20 protein-coding genes are annotated in these 21804 nt (G+C 36.6%); 6 read left to right on the forward strand and 14 right to left on the reverse strand.

What is annotated here, in order from left to right:
• Positions 1–116: 116 nt before the first annotated feature.
• The 3 genes from DN389_RS10265 to DN389_RS10275 all read right to left on the reverse strand — a co-directional run bounded on the left by DN389_RS10265 (position 117) and on the right by DN389_RS10275 (position 2452).
• Positions 117–545 (reverse strand): hypothetical protein, encoded by a 429-nt coding sequence (locus DN389_RS10265; RefSeq protein WP_098189620.1) that lies wholly within the window; start codon positions 543–545, stop codon positions 117–119.
• Positions 546–718: 173 nt separating this feature from the next.
• Positions 719–1708 (reverse strand): lipoate--protein ligase, encoded by a 990-nt coding sequence (locus tag DN389_RS10270; RefSeq protein WP_097908043.1) that lies wholly within the window; start codon positions 1706–1708, stop codon positions 719–721.
• A 9-nt stretch (positions 1709–1717) separates the two neighbouring features.
• Entirely contained in the window at positions 1718–2452 is a 735-nt protein-coding gene (locus DN389_RS10275) for an MBL fold metallo-hydrolase (protein ID WP_088121591.1), read from the reverse strand.
• 180 nt (positions 2453–2632) lie between these two features.
• Between DN389_RS10275 and yhfH the strand changes: the two genes are divergently transcribed.
• Entirely contained in the window at positions 2633–2761 is a 129-nt protein-coding gene (yhfH, locus tag DN389_RS10280; RefSeq protein ID WP_000567010.1) for a protein YhfH, read from the forward strand.
• Between the two features lie 39 nt (positions 2762–2800).
• On the opposite strand, the gene DN389_RS10285 is transcribed toward yhfH, so the two are convergent.
• Positions 2801–3817, reverse strand: a complete 1017-nt coding sequence (locus DN389_RS10285) for a LacI family DNA-binding transcriptional regulator (protein WP_088062396.1) — start codon at positions 3815–3817, stop codon at positions 2801–2803.
• A gap of 196 nt (positions 3818–4013) precedes the next feature.
• Here DN389_RS10285 and DN389_RS10290 point away from each other — a divergent pair, with 196 nt between their 5' ends.
• The 3 genes from DN389_RS10290 (at position 4014) to DN389_RS10300 (ending at position 6011) form a co-directional block, all read left to right on the forward strand.
• Positions 4014–4955 carry a helix-turn-helix transcriptional regulator gene (locus DN389_RS10290; protein WP_098189618.1) on the forward strand — a complete coding sequence of 314 codons (942 nt, stop codon included), beginning with the start codon at positions 4014–4016 and terminating at the stop codon, positions 4953–4955.
• A gap of 92 nt (positions 4956–5047) precedes the next feature.
• Positions 5048–5548 carry a DinB family protein gene (locus DN389_RS10295; RefSeq protein ID WP_098189617.1) on the forward strand — a complete coding sequence of 167 codons (501 nt, stop codon included), beginning with the start codon at positions 5048–5050 and terminating at the stop codon, positions 5546–5548.
• A 109-nt stretch (positions 5549–5657) separates the two neighbouring features.
• On the forward strand, positions 5658–6011 hold the full coding sequence (locus tag DN389_RS10300; RefSeq protein ID WP_088121588.1) for a PH domain-containing protein: 354 nt from the start codon (positions 5658–5660) through the stop codon (positions 6009–6011).
• Between the two features lie 27 nt (positions 6012–6038).
• Here the strand turns inward: DN389_RS10300 and DN389_RS10305 are convergent, their stop codons facing one another.
• The 4 genes from DN389_RS10305 to DN389_RS10320 form a co-directional block, all read right to left on the reverse strand.
• Positions 6039–6344, reverse strand: a complete 306-nt coding sequence (locus DN389_RS10305; RefSeq protein WP_000140288.1) for a DUF2087 domain-containing protein — start codon at positions 6342–6344, stop codon at positions 6039–6041.
• 39 nt (positions 6345–6383) lie between these two features.
• Positions 6384–6593: a hypothetical protein gene (locus DN389_RS10310; protein WP_061660104.1), complete on the reverse strand. Its 210-nt coding sequence runs from the start codon at positions 6591–6593 to the stop codon at positions 6384–6386.
• Positions 6594–6739: 146 nt separating this feature from the next.
• A complete protein-coding gene (locus tag DN389_RS10315; RefSeq protein ID WP_098189614.1) occupies positions 6740–9475 on the reverse strand; it encodes a YhgE/Pip domain-containing protein in 2736 nt (911 codons plus the stop codon).
• 217 nt (positions 9476–9692) lie between these two features.
• On the reverse strand, positions 9693–10265 hold the full coding sequence (locus DN389_RS10320; RefSeq protein WP_000963377.1) for a TetR/AcrR family transcriptional regulator: 573 nt from the start codon (positions 10263–10265) through the stop codon (positions 9693–9695).
• A 327-nt stretch (positions 10266–10592) separates the two neighbouring features.
• On the opposite strand from DN389_RS10320, the gene DN389_RS10325 reads away from it, so the two are divergent.
• Positions 10593–11447 (forward strand): hypothetical protein, encoded by an 855-nt coding sequence (locus DN389_RS10325; RefSeq protein ID WP_046958356.1) that lies wholly within the window; start codon positions 10593–10595, stop codon positions 11445–11447.
• A gap of 96 nt (positions 11448–11543) precedes the next feature.
• Here DN389_RS10325 and DN389_RS10330 read toward each other — a convergent pair whose 3' ends face one another.
• Together DN389_RS10330 and DN389_RS10335 are read right to left on the reverse strand one after the other, a co-directional pair.
• Positions 11544–11843, reverse strand: coding sequence for a hypothetical protein (locus tag DN389_RS10330; RefSeq protein WP_001149500.1), 300 nt, complete (start codon positions 11841–11843; stop codon positions 11544–11546).
• Between the two features lie 104 nt (positions 11844–11947).
• Positions 11948–14314 carry a DUF6359 domain-containing protein gene (locus DN389_RS10335; RefSeq protein WP_098189613.1) on the reverse strand — a complete coding sequence of 789 codons (2367 nt, stop codon included), beginning with the start codon at positions 14312–14314 and terminating at the stop codon, positions 11948–11950.
• 241 nt (positions 14315–14555) lie between these two features.
• Here DN389_RS10335 and DN389_RS10340 point away from each other — a divergent pair, with 241 nt between their 5' ends.
• A complete protein-coding gene (locus DN389_RS10340) occupies positions 14556–15908 on the forward strand; it encodes a DUF4026 domain-containing protein (protein ID WP_149237073.1) in 1353 nt (450 codons plus the stop codon).
• A 43-nt stretch (positions 15909–15951) separates the two neighbouring features.
• On the opposite strand, the gene hemY is transcribed toward DN389_RS10340, so the two are convergent.
• The 4 genes from hemY to DN389_RS10360 form a co-directional block, all read right to left on the reverse strand.
• Complete coding sequence (gene hemY / locus DN389_RS10345) at positions 15952–17373, reverse strand: protoporphyrinogen oxidase (protein WP_149237074.1); 1422 nt, start codon at positions 17371–17373, stop codon at positions 15952–15954.
• A gap of 19 nt (positions 17374–17392) precedes the next feature.
• Entirely contained in the window at positions 17393–18328 is a 936-nt protein-coding gene (gene hemH / locus DN389_RS10350; RefSeq protein ID WP_088121582.1) for a ferrochelatase, read from the reverse strand.
• A 14-nt stretch (positions 18329–18342) separates the two neighbouring features.
• A complete protein-coding gene (hemE, locus tag DN389_RS10355) occupies positions 18343–19389 on the reverse strand; it encodes a uroporphyrinogen decarboxylase (RefSeq protein ID WP_000252608.1) in 1047 nt (348 codons plus the stop codon).
• Between the two features lie 189 nt (positions 19390–19578).
• Positions 19579–21696, reverse strand: a complete 2118-nt coding sequence (locus DN389_RS10360) for a transglycosylase domain-containing protein (RefSeq protein WP_149237075.1) — start codon at positions 21694–21696, stop codon at positions 19579–19581.
• Positions 21697–21804: the final 108 nt, after the last annotated feature.

The following is a 21804-nucleotide window of genomic DNA, read 5'->3' on the forward strand; positions in this document are numbered from 1 at the left end:
TTAATTATATTAAAAGAAAATTAAAGTAGCAAGTGATATTCCATTAACTGCATATACAAGGATCACCTCCTGTTGATTCACTTTAGAAAAATAAGGGAATTCTATTCGCCTACACATTATGAAACTAAGGCTAAAATCATTTCAGGATAATATGCACTCATCTTTTCACTAAGTTTTTCTAGTTCCTTTTTATTCAAGCTCGTATGCTCCCCATACAAGTTGATTGCATCCGCTCCGTGTTCATGAAAAAACAATGTTACATATAATGTCGGTAACCCGGTATTGGCCTCATCTATTGACAAGACAAGATCTGGCGTTTTATTCATCGTACTAAAAGCTTCATTTCTTTTCCATTTCTTATTTTGAAACATAGCTTGTATATCAGCTATCTTTCGTTTATTATCCGTATTCGTAAAGTATATAACATTATCCTTCCCTGGCTTTCCAATCGATAAAAGTGTGCGACTTGAGGAAGTTTCATCGTTACAAGCTGTCATTCCGATGACGAAGCTGAGCAATAATGCAACGTACATTACCCTTCTCATTTCAATTCGCCTCCTTTTGAATATATATATTCCTTTATGAGAGGCAAATGTCCTGTGATTTTATGATGAGTGAAATTATATCGGTGATTTTTAAAATATATCGACTTACCGATAAAACGTGACAATCTACGCAAAAATAAAGAGGCTGCCCGTTACGGCAGCCTCCCTTATTTTTAGAAGAATAAATGTAAGAAATCTTCTGTTGTAATATTACCGAAGTAGCGTTTGATATCTACATCTTCTAAAGCTACAGTGAATGCATCTTTATCAAATTGTACGCCTGTTAGACGCTCTTCAATGTCATGGACATCTAGTGAACCGAAGAAGTCACCGTAAATTTTACATTCTGTTACTGTTCCTTTTTTCACTTCAAGACGAACGTCAACTTGTCCAACTGGGAAGCGGTGTGAATGTTGTAAGTTGAACTTCGGAGATTTTCCGTAGTTCCAGTCCCAATTTTGGTAACGTTCTTCAGAAAGTTTATGGATCTCTTTCCAATCATTTTCTGTTAATTCGTACGTCGGAATTTCTGTTTCCCCTTCGAAAATTGTTTCTAGAAGAAGTTGTCTAAACTCTTCTGTCGTCATTTTTTCGTTTAGGAACTCTGTAATGTTCGCAACGCGGCTACGGATTGATTTGATTCCTTTTGATTGGATCTTATCCATTTTTACTTTTAACGCTGATACGACGTGATCGATTTCAGAGTCAAATAGTAACGTACCGTGACTGAACATACGACCTTTCGTTGAGAACTGCGCGTTACCTGAAATTTTTCTGCCTTCAGCTAAAATGTCGTTACGACCACTTAGTTCTGCATTTACGCCTAATTTACCAAGCGCTTTCGTTACAGGTTCTGTAAATTTTTTGAAGTTGCTGAAACTGTCTCCATCATCTTTCGTAATAAAGCTGAAGTTTAAGTTTCCTAAATCATGATATACTGCACCTCCGCCTGATAGACGACGAACGACATGAATTCCTTGTTCTTTTACGTAATCTGCATTAATTTCTTCTACTGTGTTTTGGTTTTTACCAATAATAATGGAAGGTTCGTTAATGTAGAACAGTAAATATGTTTCGTTAATATCTAAATTCTTCACACAATATTCTTCAATTGCTAAGTTTATTCTAGGATCTGTAATCCCTTTATTATCAATAAATAACATCGTATCACCTCATGAGTTCCAAATGTAACCACTATGCGCTAGCGTAATATGGCCACTGAAAATTTGTTTTGCTTCTGTTACTAAATCAGATGTGTTTCCTGTATGCGGTAAGTGCGTTAATAAAAGTTCTTTTACATTCGCATCTTTCGCAATACTTGCCACTTCTGTACTATTCATATGCCCTGCTTTTGCAGCCTCTTGATGTGCATACATATTACACTCACAAATGAAAAGATTAGCATCTTTTGTGAATGGAATGAATTCAGGAATATAACTTGAATCAGCGCTATATACTACAGCGTCACTACCAGCTGTAATACGCATCGCAAAGCATGTAACAGGATGAACAGTTTTTAAGAATGAAATCGAGAACGGTCCAATTTGAAGTGTTTCTTCTGGATTGTACGCGATTCCTTTCGTATGTGGTTCATGCGTTAAAGAATGGAATCCATTCTCGTCAAACGTATGACCGTATATTGGTAATTCCGGTAGTTGCCCCTTTGTCGCACTTGTAATTAATCTCGCATATTGCAATACCCCAATGTCTGCAACATGATCGTGATGATAGTGTGACAGTACAACTGCATCTATATCAGATGGTGTTATATATTTTTGAAGCTGTGCTAGTACACCACTACCACAGTCTACAAGTAAACGAAAACCATCGTGTTCAAACAAATACCCCGACGTTGCGTCTCCCGCTTCTGGAAAGCCGCCCCAAAAGCCGACAACAGTCATTTTCATATGTATCCATCCTTTCTAAAACCGAGTAGGAATGCATGTTTCACTTACATTCTACATTGTTAACTATAATCCATTTCCTAAACTTTTTCATTATTTTTCACTTTTGTTATAAAACAGTTATTGACTTTTGTTTTTTGTACTAATACAATGATAGTAAGAAATGGAAATGGAGGGATTGACATGATCGATCAACCAATGGAGTTTTTCAGAAATTTACCGACGAAAACTTGTGCACATTGCGGGAAAGAAATTGATGAGCAGCACGAAGCATACCATAACAAATGTGACGATTGCGTTCACGAAGAATAGTAGTTTGTGAACATAAAAAAACCTAGCAGACATAGTCTACTAGGCTAATAACATCGTATCCTTCTTCATCGTCGAACCTTTCACCAAGAGCTCCAGTTCAAACTCATATAATTCTTTTTTTCGATAATTTTTCGTATGGATTTTATCCATCATCAGGTCAACAACTTTTCGGGCCATCTCATCGATTGGCTGTTCAATTGTCGTAATACCTGGCTCTGTAATCTGTGATAAAATTTGATTATCAAAACCGATAACAGCGAGATCATCTGGAATGCTCCAGTCATGGCGTTTCGCCTCTGAAATAATTCCAGCTGCTACTTCATCGCCTCCTGCCAAAATCGCGGTAGGATTTTTTTTGTCCTTTAATACTTCATGGAATATTCTCTTTCCATCATCCCAAGAGAAAGCGTTTTCAAGAAAATCGATCGCTTCTACTTGGCGGCTCTTCTCAGTTATTGCACGTAAAAAGCCCATTTTTCGCTGCTGGCTAACCACTTTGGTTTCGTTACCACGACAAAAAATAAGATTACGATATCCTTGTTCTAACACATGCTTAGCAGCTATGTATGCTCCTTGCGCATGATCAAACTTCACTGTTGGAACATTTGCTTCCTCAATATATTCATTACATAACACGATTGGACCGTGCTGTAAGTATGGCTCTACATCTTCCCACGGATTTTCTAGTGAACATAGAATAATCCCATCTACTTGTTTCGTAGATAATAATTGTAAATACTCCATCTCTTTTTCCGGTAAATATCTTGTTTGACAAATAATCAGTTTATATTTATGTTCAGAAGCAGCAATCTCGATTGCTTCAATAAATCTACTGAAGAAAGGATTTGTAATCCTTGGAACTAGCACCGCAATTGTTTCCGTCTTTTGTTTACGAAGCCTTCTCGCCGCAGAATTAGGAACGAAACCTAAATGCTTCATTGCTAATTGAACCCTTTTTTTCTTCTCATCTGAAACATATGGATGATTATTAATCACCCTAGAAACCGTTGTCCTTGATAACCCCGCTAATTTCGCCACGTCCTCTATAGTCGACACGAAATCCTCCCCCTTTGCATGAAAACGTTTTCTTAAACTGATTATATAGTATATTATTGGAAACTGCAATATGGGTTGTTATGATTTTACTATATTAATATTATACATAGGAAAAAGTCTGTTAATGGGAGGAGAGTTTATACTACTTTTAGAAGTTTATAGTAGGCATATTCATAAAAGATAAAGGGGAATTTTCATGAATCGGACAGATCGTTTGTTAGCTATATTAATTGAATTACAAAGAAGACAAACTGTTACAGCACAAAGCTTAGCCGAAAAATTCGAAACAAGTATAAGAACTATTTATCGAGATATGGATGCACTTAATGAATCGGGTGTTCCTATTTTTTCAATGCCTGGCCAAGGTTATTCATTAATGGATGGTTATTTCTTACCACCTATTCAGCTTACACCTGAAGAGGCTGTTACTCTTTTACTAGGCGGTGATTATATCGAGAAAACTTTCACTTCTTCTTTTTCTGTACATGCAAAATCGGCAAAAGAGAAACTTGAGGTTGTCCTCCCTACTGATCAAAAAAAGAAAGCCCAGGAATTACGGGGAACTTTTCGTTTCCTTTCTCCTATATTTTCACACAAACAATCTGAACAAGAAAAACTTGAAAAACAACTTATCCTGTTGCAAGAATCTATCCAAAAAGAACAGGCTATCTCTTTTTCTTATCGTAAACCAAGAGAAACTACAAAAATAAAACGGACCGTTCATCCTTACGGCTTAGTCAATATTTCTGGAATTTGGTACGTCGTTGCCCATTGTTTACTTCGAAAACAAATACGTAATTTCCGCTTAAATCGAATGGAGGAATTACAGCGAGAACAAGAATTCTTTACAAAACCCGAAGACTTTTCTTTGCAAAAATATCAGCCTGAAAGCAACCGTACTGTGATGATTCATTTATTATTCCCAGCCCATATTGCACATAAAATTATTGAATCACGATACTTCTTTATCGATTCATACGAGCATAGAGAAAATGGTTTTCACGTCTTTTTGAAATCAAGAAACATAGACGAAGTATTTCAATGGGTATTAAGCTGGGGAAGCCAAGTGCAAGTACTTGAACCAAACGTTCTATCTGAGAAAATCCGTGATGAAGCAAAGAAAATGTTAAAACTTTAATTTTTTTATTTCACTACTGACATAATGTTGTCAGCATTAGTTCTTTATAGTAGGTAGTAACAAATACATTTTCATAAAAAGGAGTTAGTGATATGAAGAAATTTGAAGAGTTAGCAACGTACTACATAGAGGAATTAGAAAAGTACTCTATAGAACAATTTAGGATGAAGCCTTCTAATGAGGAATGGTCTCTCGGTCAAATGTATAATCACTTAATTTCAGCTACCCGCATGCAGTTAGATGCAATCGTGAAATGCAGAACTGAAGTACCTTCTGTAACTAACAAGAAAACGGATATGGGAGAAAAGGTATATATGATGGGAGCTTTCCCAGACATAAAAATCAAATTACCAGATCATCCTGGATATACGCCTGAAAACCCAGCTAATAAAGAAGACGTACAGAAACAGCTTCTAGAATTAATTACAATTGTAAAAAAAATAGAGCCAACACTTCCTTCTATTCCAAATGATTGTAAGGTACAGCACCCTGGGCTTGGTTACTTACATGCAGCAGAATGGTTCCAGCTTATTTCTATGCATTTTGCACATCATCTGCGCCAGAAAGAGCGACTGGAACTTAAAGTTTACTAAATGTAAACATTTCCACTAAAAAGAGACTGCCAATATGCAATAATACATATCGGGAGTCTCTTTAGTTTTGATATAATATCTTTAAATCTATATAAAAGGAATATATAAAATGAATCCAATCTTAACAGCTGCAAAACAACTATTACATAAAGAAGAAAAAATTTTATCAACTTTAAATTGTTCACTTACCGGCTACATTATTACACATAATGTCCCGTATCCTGGTATGCTACTGGCTACTAATAGAAGACTCCTCTTTTATAAACAATCTAAAAATACATTAATCGCTGAATTCGAGTATAAAAAAATTGAATCCATAGAAACGAAGCGAAGAATTTTTGATAAAAAAATAATATTTTATTATGAAGATGAATATATACGAGTGGGATACATTACAAGTTCAAATGTTGAAGAGTTCCTAGACTTACTTCAAAGAAAATGTAAGACTAGCACGGACTTATAATCAGCAGGGATTCCCCCTGCTGATTCATTATTTTAACTCCTCCCACTTCGTCCAAACTTCTCTCCCGTTTATATGGTACATATTATCCTCTCGATCCATAAATCCGTGCACAATAAACTCACGTCTAATCGTACAGAAATCATCGTGATATTGTTTTATAAATGTATTAATTTCTTTTTCCGTATATTGATTTTCAGCGTTTAACTTGCTAATTAAATGCTCTAACAATACTAGTTTTTTCTTCTTTTGACCTGGAATCGATTTTAGGCGGTCCTCTTTATCGAAAAAGTTACGAATGGTTGTATCACGAAATTTCATTTCACTTTCAGTCATTTTGTTGTCCTCCATCGGTTTTTATGCCATGAAACTTTATTATTTGTCCTTACTATTCTTCTTCATTCTTTCACTTACAACATCCATAAGGTAATACCCGCTAATTAGCACATAGTAAACTAAAAGTATTCCTAGTGCATCTTTCATATTTATATATTTTTCTTTATGAAACAAGATAGGTGAAAGGGCGTAAACAAGAAAGATGATTAGCGGATTTAAGATAAAATAATAAGTAAGATTTCCTTTCATCATATCAACTCCTCTATTCTAGTTTTCTCTGTAAATTGTTGTAAATCCTTTTCTTTCGTCTCTATAGCTTTTAAAAAGGTTTATATATAAACTACAGAAAAGATACCCTACATTAAAATAAAAAAGCACCGAAAAGGTGCTTTTTTCTATGCTTCAATCGATTGGTTTTCCGCAATATTTCTAAATTGTCGTTTGTGCATCCAAGTTAAGGATGCGATTGTTCCAAGTGATAATACAACGATGAAAATCATGAGTATTCCTACATTTTGCCACATGAAGTTAAAGTCTCCACTTGATACGACTGCTTTCAATCCTGATACAGAGTATGTCATCGGTAACCAAGCATTGAATGGTTGTAAAAACTTCGGAATCAATTCTAGTGGGAATGTCCCAGCACTTGTTGTAAGCTGAATGATTAATGTGATGATGGCGATGAAACGTCCTGCATCACCGAATGCAGTTACTAAACATTGAATTAATGCGATAAACGCTAAACTTGTAACGATGCTAAAGAGTATAAAATACGGCATACTTTGTACTTCTACACCTAATCCAAATAGTAATATAATATCTGCTACAATCGCTTGAATAATACCGACTGATAGTAACACACCGAACTTACTAATAAACCAGCTAAATCCTGATTTCGGAACGCCCACTGTATCACGTAATGGATATACGATTGATAATAGTAATGCCCCAACAAATAAACCGAGTGATAAGAAATACGGTGTAAATCCAGTTCCGTAGTTTGGAACTTCCGCCATTTTCTCCGTCTTCACTTTTACAGGACTTGCAAACATATCATACGTTTTATCCGTCCCTTTCACTTCACCCGTTTTCTCTGCCCCTTCGCCAAGTTTCTCAGCAAGTTCACCTGAACCATCGTTTACTTTTACGAGACCATCTGTTACTTTTCCGGATCCGTCTGCTAGTTTATTTACGCCGTCGATTAGTTGGGTTGAGCCGGTTGACATTTTATTTAGGCCACCATTTAGATCGCCCAGACCTGTTGTCACTTGATTTGAGCCATCTGCTAATTTGGTTACTCCTACTGATAATGTACCTAAACCACCTGTTACTTGACTTGAACCGTCCGCTAATTGATTTATTCCACCTGCCATTTGGTTTGCTCCTACAGATAACGTACCTAAACCGCCTGTTACTTGGTTTGAGCCATCTGCTAATTGATTTGCTCCTGCAGATAATTGACCTAATCCAGCTGTCACTTTTCCGGATCCGCTTTGTAATTGTGTTACTCCATCAATTAATTGAACTGATCCATCTTTTAATTTATCCGCACCTATTTTTGCTTTATCTAATCCTTCACCAAACCCATGAAACTTACTAACAAATTCATTTTGTGCGTTCGTTAATTTCTCAACACCACCTGCCAGAGTTTTCACCCCTGCTGGATTTGGTAATTTGTTTTGCAATCCATTTGTTGTTTGATGTATTTCGCCTGTTAATTGTTTTACTTCTTCATTTAATTTATTTGTTCCACCTGCTACTCCGGCAGCTTTTTGCTGAACTGTCGCTGTACTTTTTACAGCACTTGTTACGAATGGTTGTAACTGCTCTTGATATTCTTTCGGTAAACTTTCAATTTGCTTTTGTAAATTCGCTACCTCTTGCGCTGCATTTTTTGCATCTCCTGCTGTTGATTGTGTAATTTCATTTAACTGATTTACATTCGCCCCAGCTCCATCTATTTTCTCATTTACTGTATTCAATATAGAAGGAACTTTCGACTGCATTTCCTCTAAGCCTACAGCAGACTTTTGTACGTTATTATTTAACTCTTGCAATCCCTTTTGAATTTCTTGAGACCCTTTTTCTAATTGACTTTGCCCTTCAGCAAGTTTTCCCATACCATTTGATAGGTCAGTTGTTCCTGTTTGTAATTCACCAGATTTACTTACTAGTTTGTTCAAGCCACCAGTCACTTTCTCAGATCCATCACGCAATTCACCCGTTTTGCTATTTAACATATTTAAACCGTTCGTTACTTTTCCGGATCCGTCCACTAATTTTCCTATACCTGTCTGCATTTCACCTGTTTTGCCATTTAGCGTATTTAAACCGTCTGTTACTTTTCCGGATCCATCTTGTAATTTCCCTATACCCGTTTTGCTATTTAATGTATTTAAACCTGCTGTTACTTTTCCAGACCCATCTACTAACTTATTAGATCCATCTGCTAATTTCCCAACTCCATCCTTCATCTCCCCAGACTTTCCTTGAAGTGTATGAAGGCCATCTGTCACTTTACTTGAACCATCGTGCAATTCACTTGATCCGTCATGTAGTTTATTTGCTCCTTCCGCCCCATCTGCTAATCCTTTTGAGACGTCTTGAATAGAATCAAACATTTTCTCTGCATATGTTTTCGTTAACGTACTTGATACTTCACCTTTAATTTTTTCAATGGCTGTTCCGCCAATTTGTGAAGATAAGAAGTTTAAGCTTTCGTTTGGAATGTATTCTAAGTTTAATGGTTTTGGATCATCTTTTAATAACGTTGTAGCGTTACTTGAGAAGTCATTCGGAATGCGTACTAACATGTAATACTTTCTACCTTCCATTCCTTTTTTCGCTTCTTTTTCACTTACAAACTCCCATTTGAAACTTGTATTATCTTTTAAATTATCAACGAGCCCTTTTCCAACCTCAATTGGTTTCCCATCAAATACTGCACCTTTATCTAAATTGACTACCGCAACTGGTAAATCATCTAACTGTTTATACGGATCCCAAAAGGCCCATAAAAACATACCTGCATATAAAATTGGCACGAATAAAACCGCGATAATTGGAATTAATATTTTTTTACTTTTTATAATTTCAGTAAACTCTTTACGAAGTAATTGATTCCATTTCATCATTTCTCCCCCCTTCATTAAAATGACCAAAATGTTCATTTGGTCATTTTCACCCAAACAAAAAGGCTATACCTATTCATACATATGCCTTATCCCCGAATTTATACTATGCAACTGTTCCTTACTATGAAGTGAATATTTCTATTATCCCTCCTAAAATTAATATATGACCATTTTGTTCAATCAGTCACTTTTTTATAATAATAAAAGGATTATCTTAGTTTGACAATCCTTTTAATAAATAAAGTTCAAATAATTCTGCGATTTTTTCTTTTTCTAACGGTTTATGATTTTTTTCCCAATCAAAAATAAGCGATACGTATAAGCGAAGCATAATAAATGCTGTAATTTCTGGATCACATTTGCTAATTTCACCTTTATCAATCGCAATCTTTAAATACGATTGAATAACAGAAACGATTTCCACATCTACTTGTTGCATCACTTCTTGTACTTCTTTCGTCCCCATATCGCGCTCTTCTTGAATTAATTTAATCATGAGCTGATGTTCTTTTCTGAATTCTAATATGCTATATAATGCTCTATGTACATTTTCAAAAAATGAAACATCTGAACGAATTGCATTTTCTGCAACTTGCTTCATTTCTGTAATTAAATTAGAAATAATTTCACCAAATAGCTCTTCTTTATTTTTGAAAAAAGTATAAATCGTTCCTTTTCCTACATTCGCTAACTTCGCTACTTGATCCATCGTTGTTGCTTTATAACCGAACGCTGAAAAAGACTTTGTTGCAGCTTCAATAATAGAACGTTTTCGATCTATCGCCACATCGTCACCTCCAAAAATGACCAATTGGATAATTTAGTCAATCAGTACATCTTTGATATTACCACACGCTTACATTCTAGACAAGTTCTCTTTTTTATTATTTCCAGTATAAAAAAATTCCAGTCAGTGTATATCATACTGTCCATAGTTTATCAGAAGAAAAGAGAAAAGGAAAAGGTGTTCTTAAGATATACAATTAAACCTTACTTAACAACAACAAATTTCCCTTTTTTCAAATAATCAAATAAAAAAACAAGAAAATCTTTACATTTAATAGTAATATAGAAAATAGACAAGTTTATCAAAATAGTGGAGGCTTTTTCAGTCATGATGCGTGCGCTTCGTTTAAATATAAAGCAAGCTTTTTGTAGTCGTATTTCTTTAATTATTATGTTTAGTGGATTCGTTCTTATTTGTATTTATCACTATTACTATGTCATTCGTTATTTAGGAGACGCAGCGAGTGGACCTATTTCAACAGATATAAAATGGATCGGATTTCGCGACAATGAAATGGATGTTTATTTATTATTAATGCCAGTTATTGCGAGTTTCCCCTTTAGTACAAGTTACAATTCGGATAAGTCAGATGGTTTTAAACCGTTTGTGAGTAAGGGGATTTCTTTATTTCCTTATTCAGTAATGAAATATATCGTTACGTTTTTTTGCGGAGGATTTCTTTATACATTTCCATTCATCTTATCGTTATTATTTTGCAAATTAACCATTCCAGACGGAACACCTACGATTGGTTCAGGCATCATAAATGCTGATGGAATGTTCGCAAACCTATATTTCGATGCGCCTCTCACTTACATTACTGTATATATCGGAATTAATTTTTTATTTGCAGGTTTAATGGCCCTTTTAGGACTTGCTGCATCTGTATGGTCACAAAAGGACTATATGGCAATTCTCTTTCCATTTGCAGTTGCCTCCATTCCTTACGTCCTGCTAAATACAATATTTCCTTCAATAGGCGGAGCACCTATTCATTTATACGATCCGAAACAACCACTGCAGGGCATGTCACCGTATATTTTAACGATGCAATGTGCTTTCTTCCTTCTCGTTAGCTTATTTATGTATATACAAGGAGTAAAGCGGGATAGAAAAAAATATAGAAGAAGACTGCAAAAAAGAGAGCGGTGTAGAAAAGCGTTTCAAGCAATTTCGGACTAAATAATTGAACGAATAAGAGCGTAATTCCCTAAGTTAGCTTAGAGAATTACGCTCTTATTCTCATTTACATTTATCAATCGTATAATCATCTCCCCTTTACGGCGTACCTGCCAATCCCCATAAAATAACGACCGCCGCAAAATAAATCGCTTTAATACCTACAACTAAACATAATAAAACAACTGCATATTTACTTAATTCTCTTCTTGCGCCTATTAGAGTAAAAATGACTGCGAAACTAAATGTTACATAGGACAATGCTGTATGTATTAAGTTATACGTAATATCCAAATTTTGAGTAAGTCCTGTTACCTCCGCTACAAATTGGAGCATGACGATTGTACAAAACAAAATTGCAAGCTGATTCATTAATTTTCCATTTAACCACGCTTGCATCTTTAACCTCCTCATTATAAAAAGCTGAATTTTTAATTAATTTTAACATGATTTTTACAGAAAAAGAACGCTCAGTATATCTCTAAGCGTTCTTTCATGACTATTTAAGAAGCTTTCTTCAAATCAATTTGAGCAAGTACTGGATCGTGGTCACTTACACGTCCATGTTCTTTCATAATGTTTGAGTTTAAGTGTACTGGGTCTACAATTGTGTGTGGTGCGATGTTGTTTGTTACTAAAATATGATCTAACACTTGTGCATTTCCTTCATGAATGTACGTGTAGCGGTTCTCTTTCGGCACTGTGTTTAACATATTTTTTAAGTTTGTTCCTTCTAATGTTTTTAGTGGTTTAGCGAACTCAAAATCGTTCATATCTCCTAACACAACAACTGGTGCATTCGTGTTCTTTTTCTGAATTCCTTGTACGAATTGATTTACTTCTTGCGCTAACTGAATTCGTTTTTCTTCACTCTTTAATACGAGCGGCTGCACTTTTCCAAATGGCGTTGCATCTCCTATTTTTGAGTTTAAGTGATTTGCAACGACAACAACGTTTTGTCCTTGGAACGTAAATTCTGCTGCAAGCGGTTTACGTGTACTTTCAAATAATGGATTTTCGTCTCCAATGCGAACGACATTTTTATCAAGTAACTTCGGTACTGCTGCTAATTTCACGCGTGATGGGTTGTAGAAGAAACCGACGCGAATATTCGCTCCTGGTGCTCCTCCGTCTAGATTATTATTCGGAGCAATTTCTACATACTCATACTTTGGTCCACGAATTTCTAGAACTGCATCAATGATACGTTTTGCGCTTAAAGAAGCATCTGTTGTACCGTCATTAATCGTTCCGTTATTATCTTGCATTTCCTCTACACCGATAATATCTGGCATTTTTAAGTTGTATTTAATAGAATACGCTAACGCTTTTACTTTTTCATCTGTTGTTTCTTTTTTATTCGCCGAGAAGTTTTCAATGTTATATGTAGCAACGGTTAACTTATCAAGACGAGGCTGAATATTCGCGCCTACTTGCTTAAATCCACCTTCCACTACAGATGGTAATTCCGTTATTGGCGCAATGCGGAACGAACCGTAATCATATCCGACTACCCCTGTTATATCTCCAGTGAAAGTATCTCCTACTTTTGCTACATAATCACGAGGGACTTTTACAGAAAGACGCTCTGGATTTAATTGATTTTCATCTAATACAGGTGTGCCATATTTCGTTACGACTTTATTTCCGCCATTTTCTACTGTTACATATAAATTCCCGTTTTTCTGAGGTGCAATAATTTTTGGCGTTGGCATCGTAACGCGCATACCTTCTATACTTTCATAAAAGTCGATTGCATCTTCATTTGGATCAAATAAACCAAATGCATCATTATCGATAATTTGATCAGGAATTTTCACACCGTTTTCTCCAAGTACAATCGGCGCTGGTAAAGCTTGATCTTTTGCGATTACAGCAACGCGGCTCGCTTTAATTTCCGTCGTCGTTAAGTCTGTTTCAAATCGCTCTGCATATCCAGGCCCAACATATTCTTCTACTTCTCCATCAACTTGAATAAGATCTCCTACCGCTACATTCGCATCTTTTTTGTATACGTACATACCTTCTGACGTAGCTGGATCATTATCCGGCTGGTTATCTTCTATATAAAAACCATTTTTATCAAGTGCTGTTACAACGCCTTCCACATTGTATACTTTCTTTCCTTTGTAAGGGGAAAGATGTGATTTTCCTTGAATATCATGAATACGAACTGGTTCATTATTTACGATAATAAATGAAAATGTTGAAATGGCTGAAGAAGTAAGCCCTTCTTTCTCTGCGATTGCTTTAATCACACTATTTTCATTCACTACAATTTGTCCGTTATAACGAACACTCTTATTTGTAGGGTTAGAGCCATCTAACGTATAGTAGATTGTTGCTCCTTCTGTATTCGTTGTTAATGTTACCGCTGTTCCCTTCGCAACTTCTCCACTACCAGGCGAAGCTACTACATCGCTAACACGGTTTTGTCCTTCCCCTTGAAACTTATGAGCTGTTACCGATTTTAAACCTGGGCTACTAAAATATAATTCAAGCGTCCCTGTTAAACTAACTTTCTTCCCGATATTTTCAGGATGATCTTTCACGTTTACTGCCGCTCTCACATCGCCTTTTGGCAACTGAACAGGCATGATTTTGTCTGGATTCGTTTCAGTTGGCGAATCCGCAATTGCTACGTTTGTATCATCAAACTTAGCAGGATCTTTCGTGTATTTAGAAGGACTTTGCGTATATCCAACGATGTATCCTTCCACTGTCCCCTTCGTTTTCCCTTGCTGCTTAAATACTTGAATTGCTTTTTCTACTGACATAGAAGTATTTTCTTCTGCCTGCGCTAAAGTTCCAGTAAATGAAAGCAATAGCAATAATGATAAAAAGACACTTAACAATTTCTTCACAGCCATTTTCCTCTCCCTATTTCATATTTTCTCAGCATTTCTATCATAACAAATGATTCGTTATATAGAATGCTATTTCGACAAGTTTTACAAAAAATTTATTTAATTTACAAGCTTTCAAACTATAATACAAAATAATAATTTTACACCTTCTACGAATGCGACCTATAATAGTAGAGAGAGAAAACAGAAAATATCGAAATTTCATTGGCATGTAAAATGGATTCATTTGAATAGGAGTGATTGGATGGAAGTGCAAACAGAAACATACCGCGCAGCTATGAATGGAACATTAGAACGTCATTTTTCAGATATGATTGCCGTTATACCAACTAGAATTACAATTGAACAGTTAAAACAGCGGCTAGAGACTATCTCTACTAAAGTGGATGAATTAAAAATTGTTTACAGTGATGAGACAAGCCTTATTGTTGAGTTACATATGAATGAAACAATCATACCGTATGAACTGCATATTGATGAAACGAGCGATCCAGAAGAATATAAAATGTACAATAGACAAGATTCTACAATCGTAGATCGTAATTTTGAAGATGCTGCTTATGGCACTGAAATTTTCACTCGTACGCTATTTGTAGGCGATGTGCTGGACTGCTTTTTCCAGCAGTTACAGTTTTTATGGAACCTCGCTCCAGACTTGTTATTTGTAATCGATTCAAGTGCAGCAATGAAAGTAATATCTAGAAGCTATATTGAATATCACGTTGAAAATGAATTATTACCTGACATTCCTGACTTGTACGTTATTCATTCTGTTTATGAAGACGATAAAGAAGGTGAGCCTACGCAATATTGGTTTCATACACATGGCCTTTTAAGAGCAGGCGTAACAGAAATAGAATTAATTATTCCAAATCGCATTTCGTCCTATTACGGCATTGGTGATCTCTTTCAAACATTTGCTAATAATGCCGTTGAGAATGGACAAGTCCCTATGAATGAGCCTATCGTGATCGCGCATAGTCAGCAAGGTTCTATCCATACAGTAGCTGTTCCGTGGGAAAAGGGATTATCTTATATTGGGCATAAAACGAGTATGGATCAATTGTCTTCAATCGAGGATGAAGAAGTGAAACTACAACCAATAGATGCACAAAACGTATTCTTAGGCGGGATGGATGACCGAGATGAATACCATCAATCTCCGTCCGTTCTTTTATTCAAATTTAATACTTCAGAAGAATATATTGAAAGTTTTTTCAAAGAACGCGAGGAAGCTACAGGGCTCATGTTCTATAAAACAAATAGTGAAACCGATCGTATGGCTTACAATGCGAAGAATACTTTCGGGTATTTCAGCAATATTTTTCACATTGAACAAGCAAATGAAGATTTTCGTTTCCTCGCTAAGTTTGGTGTTTCCTACGAAGAAGGAAAAAGTGAACATATGTGGTTTGAAATGCAAAACATTACGGAAGATTTCATTCAAGGAATACTCATTAATGAACCATATTTTATAAAAGATATGAGTGAGGGAAATAGTTATCAGTTAGAGTTTGAAAACTTAACAGAATGGGTTATTTATGCGGGAGATTCCGTTATAAAGCCAAATAACTTATATATGTTTATTGGTGAATAAGTAACAAAACGCCTTCAATGTGATTGAAGGCGTTTCTTATATTTTATTGTGCGAGTAATTCCGTCTCCATTACTTTCTCCAAATGAGATAGTACACGCTTTGCGGCTTTCTCACCTTGATCAATACAGTCCGGAAGACCAGAACCGGCGTAAGAACTACCTGCCAAGTATATACCTGGCAACTCTTTCTCCATAAATGTTGTGAGTTTCTTCATTCGCTCGTTATGGCCTACTGTATATTGGGGCATCGCTTCTTTCCAGCGACTTACGACTGTAAACTCAGGATCCTCTGTAATATCCATCGTCTTTCGTAAGTCTTCTAGTACGAGCTGAACGAGTTCCTCTTCTGTTTGTTCTACAACTGCTTCATCACCAGCACGACCGACGTAACAACGAAGAAGCGTTTTTCCTTCTGGCGTTGTATGTGGCCATTTTTTATGTGTCCACGTACATGCTGTAATTGTGTAGTCGCTATTTCGAGATACGACAAACCCTGTGCCGTCAATATCGCGCTGAATGGCTGATTGCGGGAAAGCCATTGCCACATTTGCAACTGATGTAGACGGAATGTTGCGGAAGAAACGAAACTGCTTGTACTGCGCGAACATAGATGGCAATACTTTATGTGAGCTTGCCACTACGACCGCGTCCGCTTCTATTTCTTTTCCGTTACTAAGAGTAATCGTGTAAGCATCACCAAGTTTTGTAACTTTTTCAATGCGAGTTCCCTTTATTATCGTACCTTCATGTATCTTTGCTTCGAGAGATTCTACTATAGATTCTAAACCTGTTTTCACTGTTTGGAAGATTCCCTTTTTCGGTTCAGATTTCTCTTTTTTCGGAGCAAGCGTACGCATACCGAGTGAAATACTGCGATGTTTCTGCTCAATTTGATACATTTGCGGGAATGTTGACATTAAGCTCATTTCATCGATATCACCTGCATAAATACCCGATAGTAATGGTTCTATTAAATTTTCAACCACTTCGTTGCCGAGGCGATGTCTGAAAAACTGCCCGAGTGATTGGTCAGATACTGGCTTTGATCTCGGCATTAACAGATCAAAACCAGCTCTTAGTTTACCAATTGGGGAGAACAGCCTGGAAAATAGAAACGGCGTAATTTGCGTTGGAATTCCCATCATCGATCCGCTCGGCATTTTATGTAACCGATTGTTTACGAGGATAAATGATTGACCGGCCTTATTATTTACAATTTCATCGCCAAGACCTAATTCTCGCGCTAATCTAGCTGCACTTTCCTTTCGTGCTAAGAAAGAATCCGGCCCGCGTTCAATTGTAAATCCATCTTTTCGAACGGTTTGAATTTTCCCGCCAAGTTTACCCGATGCTTCTATCAGCAATGTATCGATCGGCAAGTTGTTGTCATGAATATCTTTTTGTAAGTTATACATTGTTGTTAATCCTGTGATGCCACCGCCGATGATTACAACTTTTTTCCTCAAGCATGCTCCCCCTTTCTTTTTACAATACAGATTCTTTTTTCTTTAATACAACATCTGTTAAGCACTCAATAAATGCGTCCGATGCATTTGGCATTTCTGGACGATAATATTTTGCACCAATTTCATCTGTTACAACTTTACACTCAAAGTCATTGTCATATAAAACTTCTAAATGTTCCGCAACAAATCCAACTGGTGCATATACGAATGAACTGTATCCATACTTTTCGTTTAGTTCTCTCGTTAAATCTTGTACATCTGGACCAATCCAAGGATCTGGCGTGTTTCCTGCACTTTGCCAACCTACTGCATAGTTTGCTACTTCAGCTCCGCGCGCAATATAATCCGCTGTTTCATTTAACTGATCTGGATATGGATCGCCAAGTGCGATAATTTTTTCTGGTAAGCTATGTGCTGATACGATTAATACTGCTTTTTCACGTTCTGCGTCTGACATACCGTTATATATACCTTTCACTGCATCAACCCAGTACTGGATGAATTTCGGTTCTTTATACCAGCTATCAATGCCGTGAATTGTTAAGTTTCCAAGTTTCTCAGCTTCTTCTTGTGCTCGTCCTACATACGATTTCACGCTAAATGTAGAATAGTGTGGCGCAAGAACAAGTGCGATTGCATCTTGTATACCGTCGTTATGCATATCTTTCACTGCATCTTCAATGAAAGGTTCGATATGTTTTAAACCAAGATACATATGGTACTCTACTTCATCTTGTACTTCATTTAAACGCCGTTCTAACTTTTTAGCTTGCTCTAATGTAATAGTAGCTAAAGGAGAAATACCACCAATTGCACGGTAACGCTCTGTTAAATCTTCTAGCATTTCAGGACTTGGCTTTCTTCCTCTGCGAATATGTGTATAGTAACGTTCAATATCTTCTTCTTTATATGGCGTTCCGTATGCCATTACAAGCAAACCAATTTTCTTTTTCATACAGCAATTCTCCTTTACTTCGCTAACTGCCCTTTAGAGTATTCATGAATAAATGTAGTTAAACGTTTTAATGTATCTGGATTTACTTCTGGGAATACACCGTGTCCTAAGTTAAAGATATAACCTGGCTCTTTCATCCCTTGATCTAAAATACCTTTTACATGTTCTTCAATAACAGACCATGGCGCAAGTAAGAATGACGGGTCCATATTACCTTGTACCGCCTTATGAACGCCGCGTGCACGTGCCTCTTCGATTGGTAAGCGCCAATCTAAGCCTACTACATCAAGTGGTAAGTCGTGCCATTCATTTACTAAGTGTGCAGCTCCTACGCCGTGCATAATCATCGGTACACCCATCGGGCGAACTTCTGCAAAAATACGCTCCATTGCCGGTTTAATAAATACGCGGTAATCTGCTACATTTACTGTTCCAACCCAAGAATCGAAAATTTGAACAGCTTTTGCTCCTGCGTTAATTTGCGCTTTTAAATATGTAATAACCATATCTGCTAGCTTATCCATTAAAGCGAACCAAGCTTTCGGCTCTGCATACATAAACGCTTTCGTATTATGATAATTACGAGATGGACCGCCTTCAATCATATAGCTCGCTAATGTAAATGGAGCTCCTGAAAAACCGATTAACGGTACGTCTAACATTTCTGTCGTTAATAAACGAATTGTATCTAATATGTACGGTACGTCATCTTCTGGATTGATTTCCCCTAGTTTTTCTACGTCTTGTAAAGAACGAATTGGATTATCAATAACTGGGCCAATACCTGATTTAATTTCTACATCCACACCAATTGCAGGTAGTGGTGACATAATATCTTTATAAAGAATTGCTGCGTCTACGTTATATTGATCGACTGGCAACTTTGTAACGTAAGCACATAACTCTGGATTATGTGTAATTTCAAATAAAGAATACTTTTCTTTTATCTTTCTATATTCCGGCTGCGAACGACCTGCTTGACGCATATACCATGCTGGTACATAATCAGTACGTTCCCCCCTACATGCTTTTAAAAATGTCTCATTTATAGTTCTTACCAAGACCCTTGCTCCCTTCCTTGCCAATGCTTTTGCTCTAAATACGTTCTATTCCGATTTTTATCTTTTTTTACTATACAGCTTGTAAAAACAAAATGCATAACATTATGTACGTTGTTCATGAAATTGACACAAACATTCGTAAAACCGCTTACTATTTTCACAACATTCTTATTATAGCACAGAGAAAAACTATGGTTTAGCTACTTTTGACTTTTCTCCTTCACGTTTCGTTTGTGTGTTATATGGTACAACGTAAAAACTCGGTTTTGAAAAGATGTTAACGAACTTTTCCTCATATTCTCCAGCACCATTTACAGTGCCTACATGCGTATGAACTCCGTTTTCCACTCTATAAATACGATACATAATTCTTTCATCTGGAAGTGGTGTCCAGCTTAATTTTGCTTTAAATAAACCGAAAGGGCTAAACGCTAATTTCATTTTCACATCTTCAATCTTGCGCAGCCGAATCGGAGCACCGATTGTTTCCACACCTTCTGGTTTCATAAACTGCTCTTTCTGTTCCACATTTGCCTTCGTTAAAATTTTCTTAAACAATTTCGTTGCTGACGCACTTTCTCCTTGCAACTGATGCTCTTTATCCGTACGGTCATAACCAATCCAAACAGCACCTACTAAATTTGGCGTATAGCCAACGAACCACATATCTCTAGCTCCATTATCGTCATTCGGTAAGGAAGTTGTACCTGTTTTCCCAGCTAATGCACCGCTATATATGCCTGCTTTTGCTGTCCCTTCCTTCACAACCCCTTCTAACATTTTTGTCATATACCATGCCGTTTGTTTCGAGAAAATTTTCGTTTCTACTTTTGGCGATTCTCCAATAACTGCGCCGTGTCTATTTAACACTTTATCAATCACGTGCGGCTCAATAATAGCGCCATTTGCTAAAAATGCACGATACATTTTCACAAGATCAAATGTTGAAACACCATTTTTCAGCCCGCCAAGTGCTGTACTTAAACCAGCATCGGCAATATGAACATTTCCTTTCTCTAAATATTGCTTTCCTTCTTCTACCCCTAACTCATTTAATAAAGAAACTGCCGGTACATTTGCTGACTCTAAAATCGCATCGTACATCGTCATTTCTTTCGAATACGCATGGTTATAATTTCGGGGTTCATAGCCTTCAAATGAATTTCTTTCATTCGTCAATAAAGAATACGGATTATACTTTTTCGTTTCGAGTGCTGGTGCATAGACGATAAGTGGTTTTAGCACAGAACCGGGCTGTCTTTTTGCGAAAATACGATTAAAGCCTCTCGGGACGTACTTTCTTCCGCCAATCGCCGCTTTAATTCCGCCCGTACGATTATCCATTAATAAAAAAGCACCTTGCGCCCCCTCTTCTTTACCAGGGAAATTCCTTGCATCTTGAAACTGGTTATACGCTACCTTTTGAATCTTTTCATCCATCGGTACGACAAACGTATATCCTCCGCGCAGTACTTCTTGATGAGACAATCCGTATAAACAAGCTGCTTCATCTATAACCATATCAATATACGGCATATATGCGAGTTCATTCTCGTCTAAGTTTTTATATAAAGCAATTGTCTTTCCTTGATAACGTACACTATCTTCGGCAGTCAAATAGCCTTGTTTATGCATAAGTGACAATACGAGATCACGCCGCTCCTTACTTTTCTCTGGTGAGAAATACGGTGAATATCCGTTTGGCGACTTCGGAAGACCTGCAAGCATTGCGCCCTCTTCCACTGTTAAATCTTCTACATTTTTATTAAAATACAACTTTGCTGCTGCTTGAATACCGTAAGCCCCATGGCCAAAATAAATATGATTCATATACATTTCAAGAATTTGTTGCTTCGTATATTTTTGCTCTAATTGAAGAGAAATTGCGACTTCCTTCAATTTACGCGTAACTGTTTTTTCACGAGTTAAAAAGACGTTTTTCGCTAGTTGCTGCGTAATGGTACTACCGCCCTCTACCTTTTCTCCAGCTAACGTATCTTTATAAAGAGCACGGAATATAGACGGGTAATCAATTCCTTGATGCTCATAAAAACGAGAATCTTCCACCGCAATAAACGCCTGCTGGACATGCTTTGGAATTTGCTCTACTGGTACGAGATCTCTATTTTCTACATATAATTTCGTAATCTCTTTCCCTTTCTGGTCAACGATACGTGATGAAGAGTGGAAAACGAGCTGCTTTTCATCCATCATATAGCCACCAGCTAACACAATAAGTTTATAAAGTACAATCGCTAATACTAGCGTTGCGAATCCACCTAATAAAGTCCACTTTACTTTCTTCATACATCGGCCTTCTTTCCAAATGATGGTACATTTATTATTTGAAAAAGAAGTATCTTTATGTATATAATCTTCGAAGTTTTTTAAGAGAGTTGATATAATAGAAACAAA

Source organism: Bacillus sp. AY3-1 (assembly GCF_008368785.1).
GTDB classification, from domain to species: domain Bacteria; phylum Bacillota; class Bacilli; order Bacillales; family Bacillaceae_G; genus Bacillus_A; species Bacillus_A wiedmannii.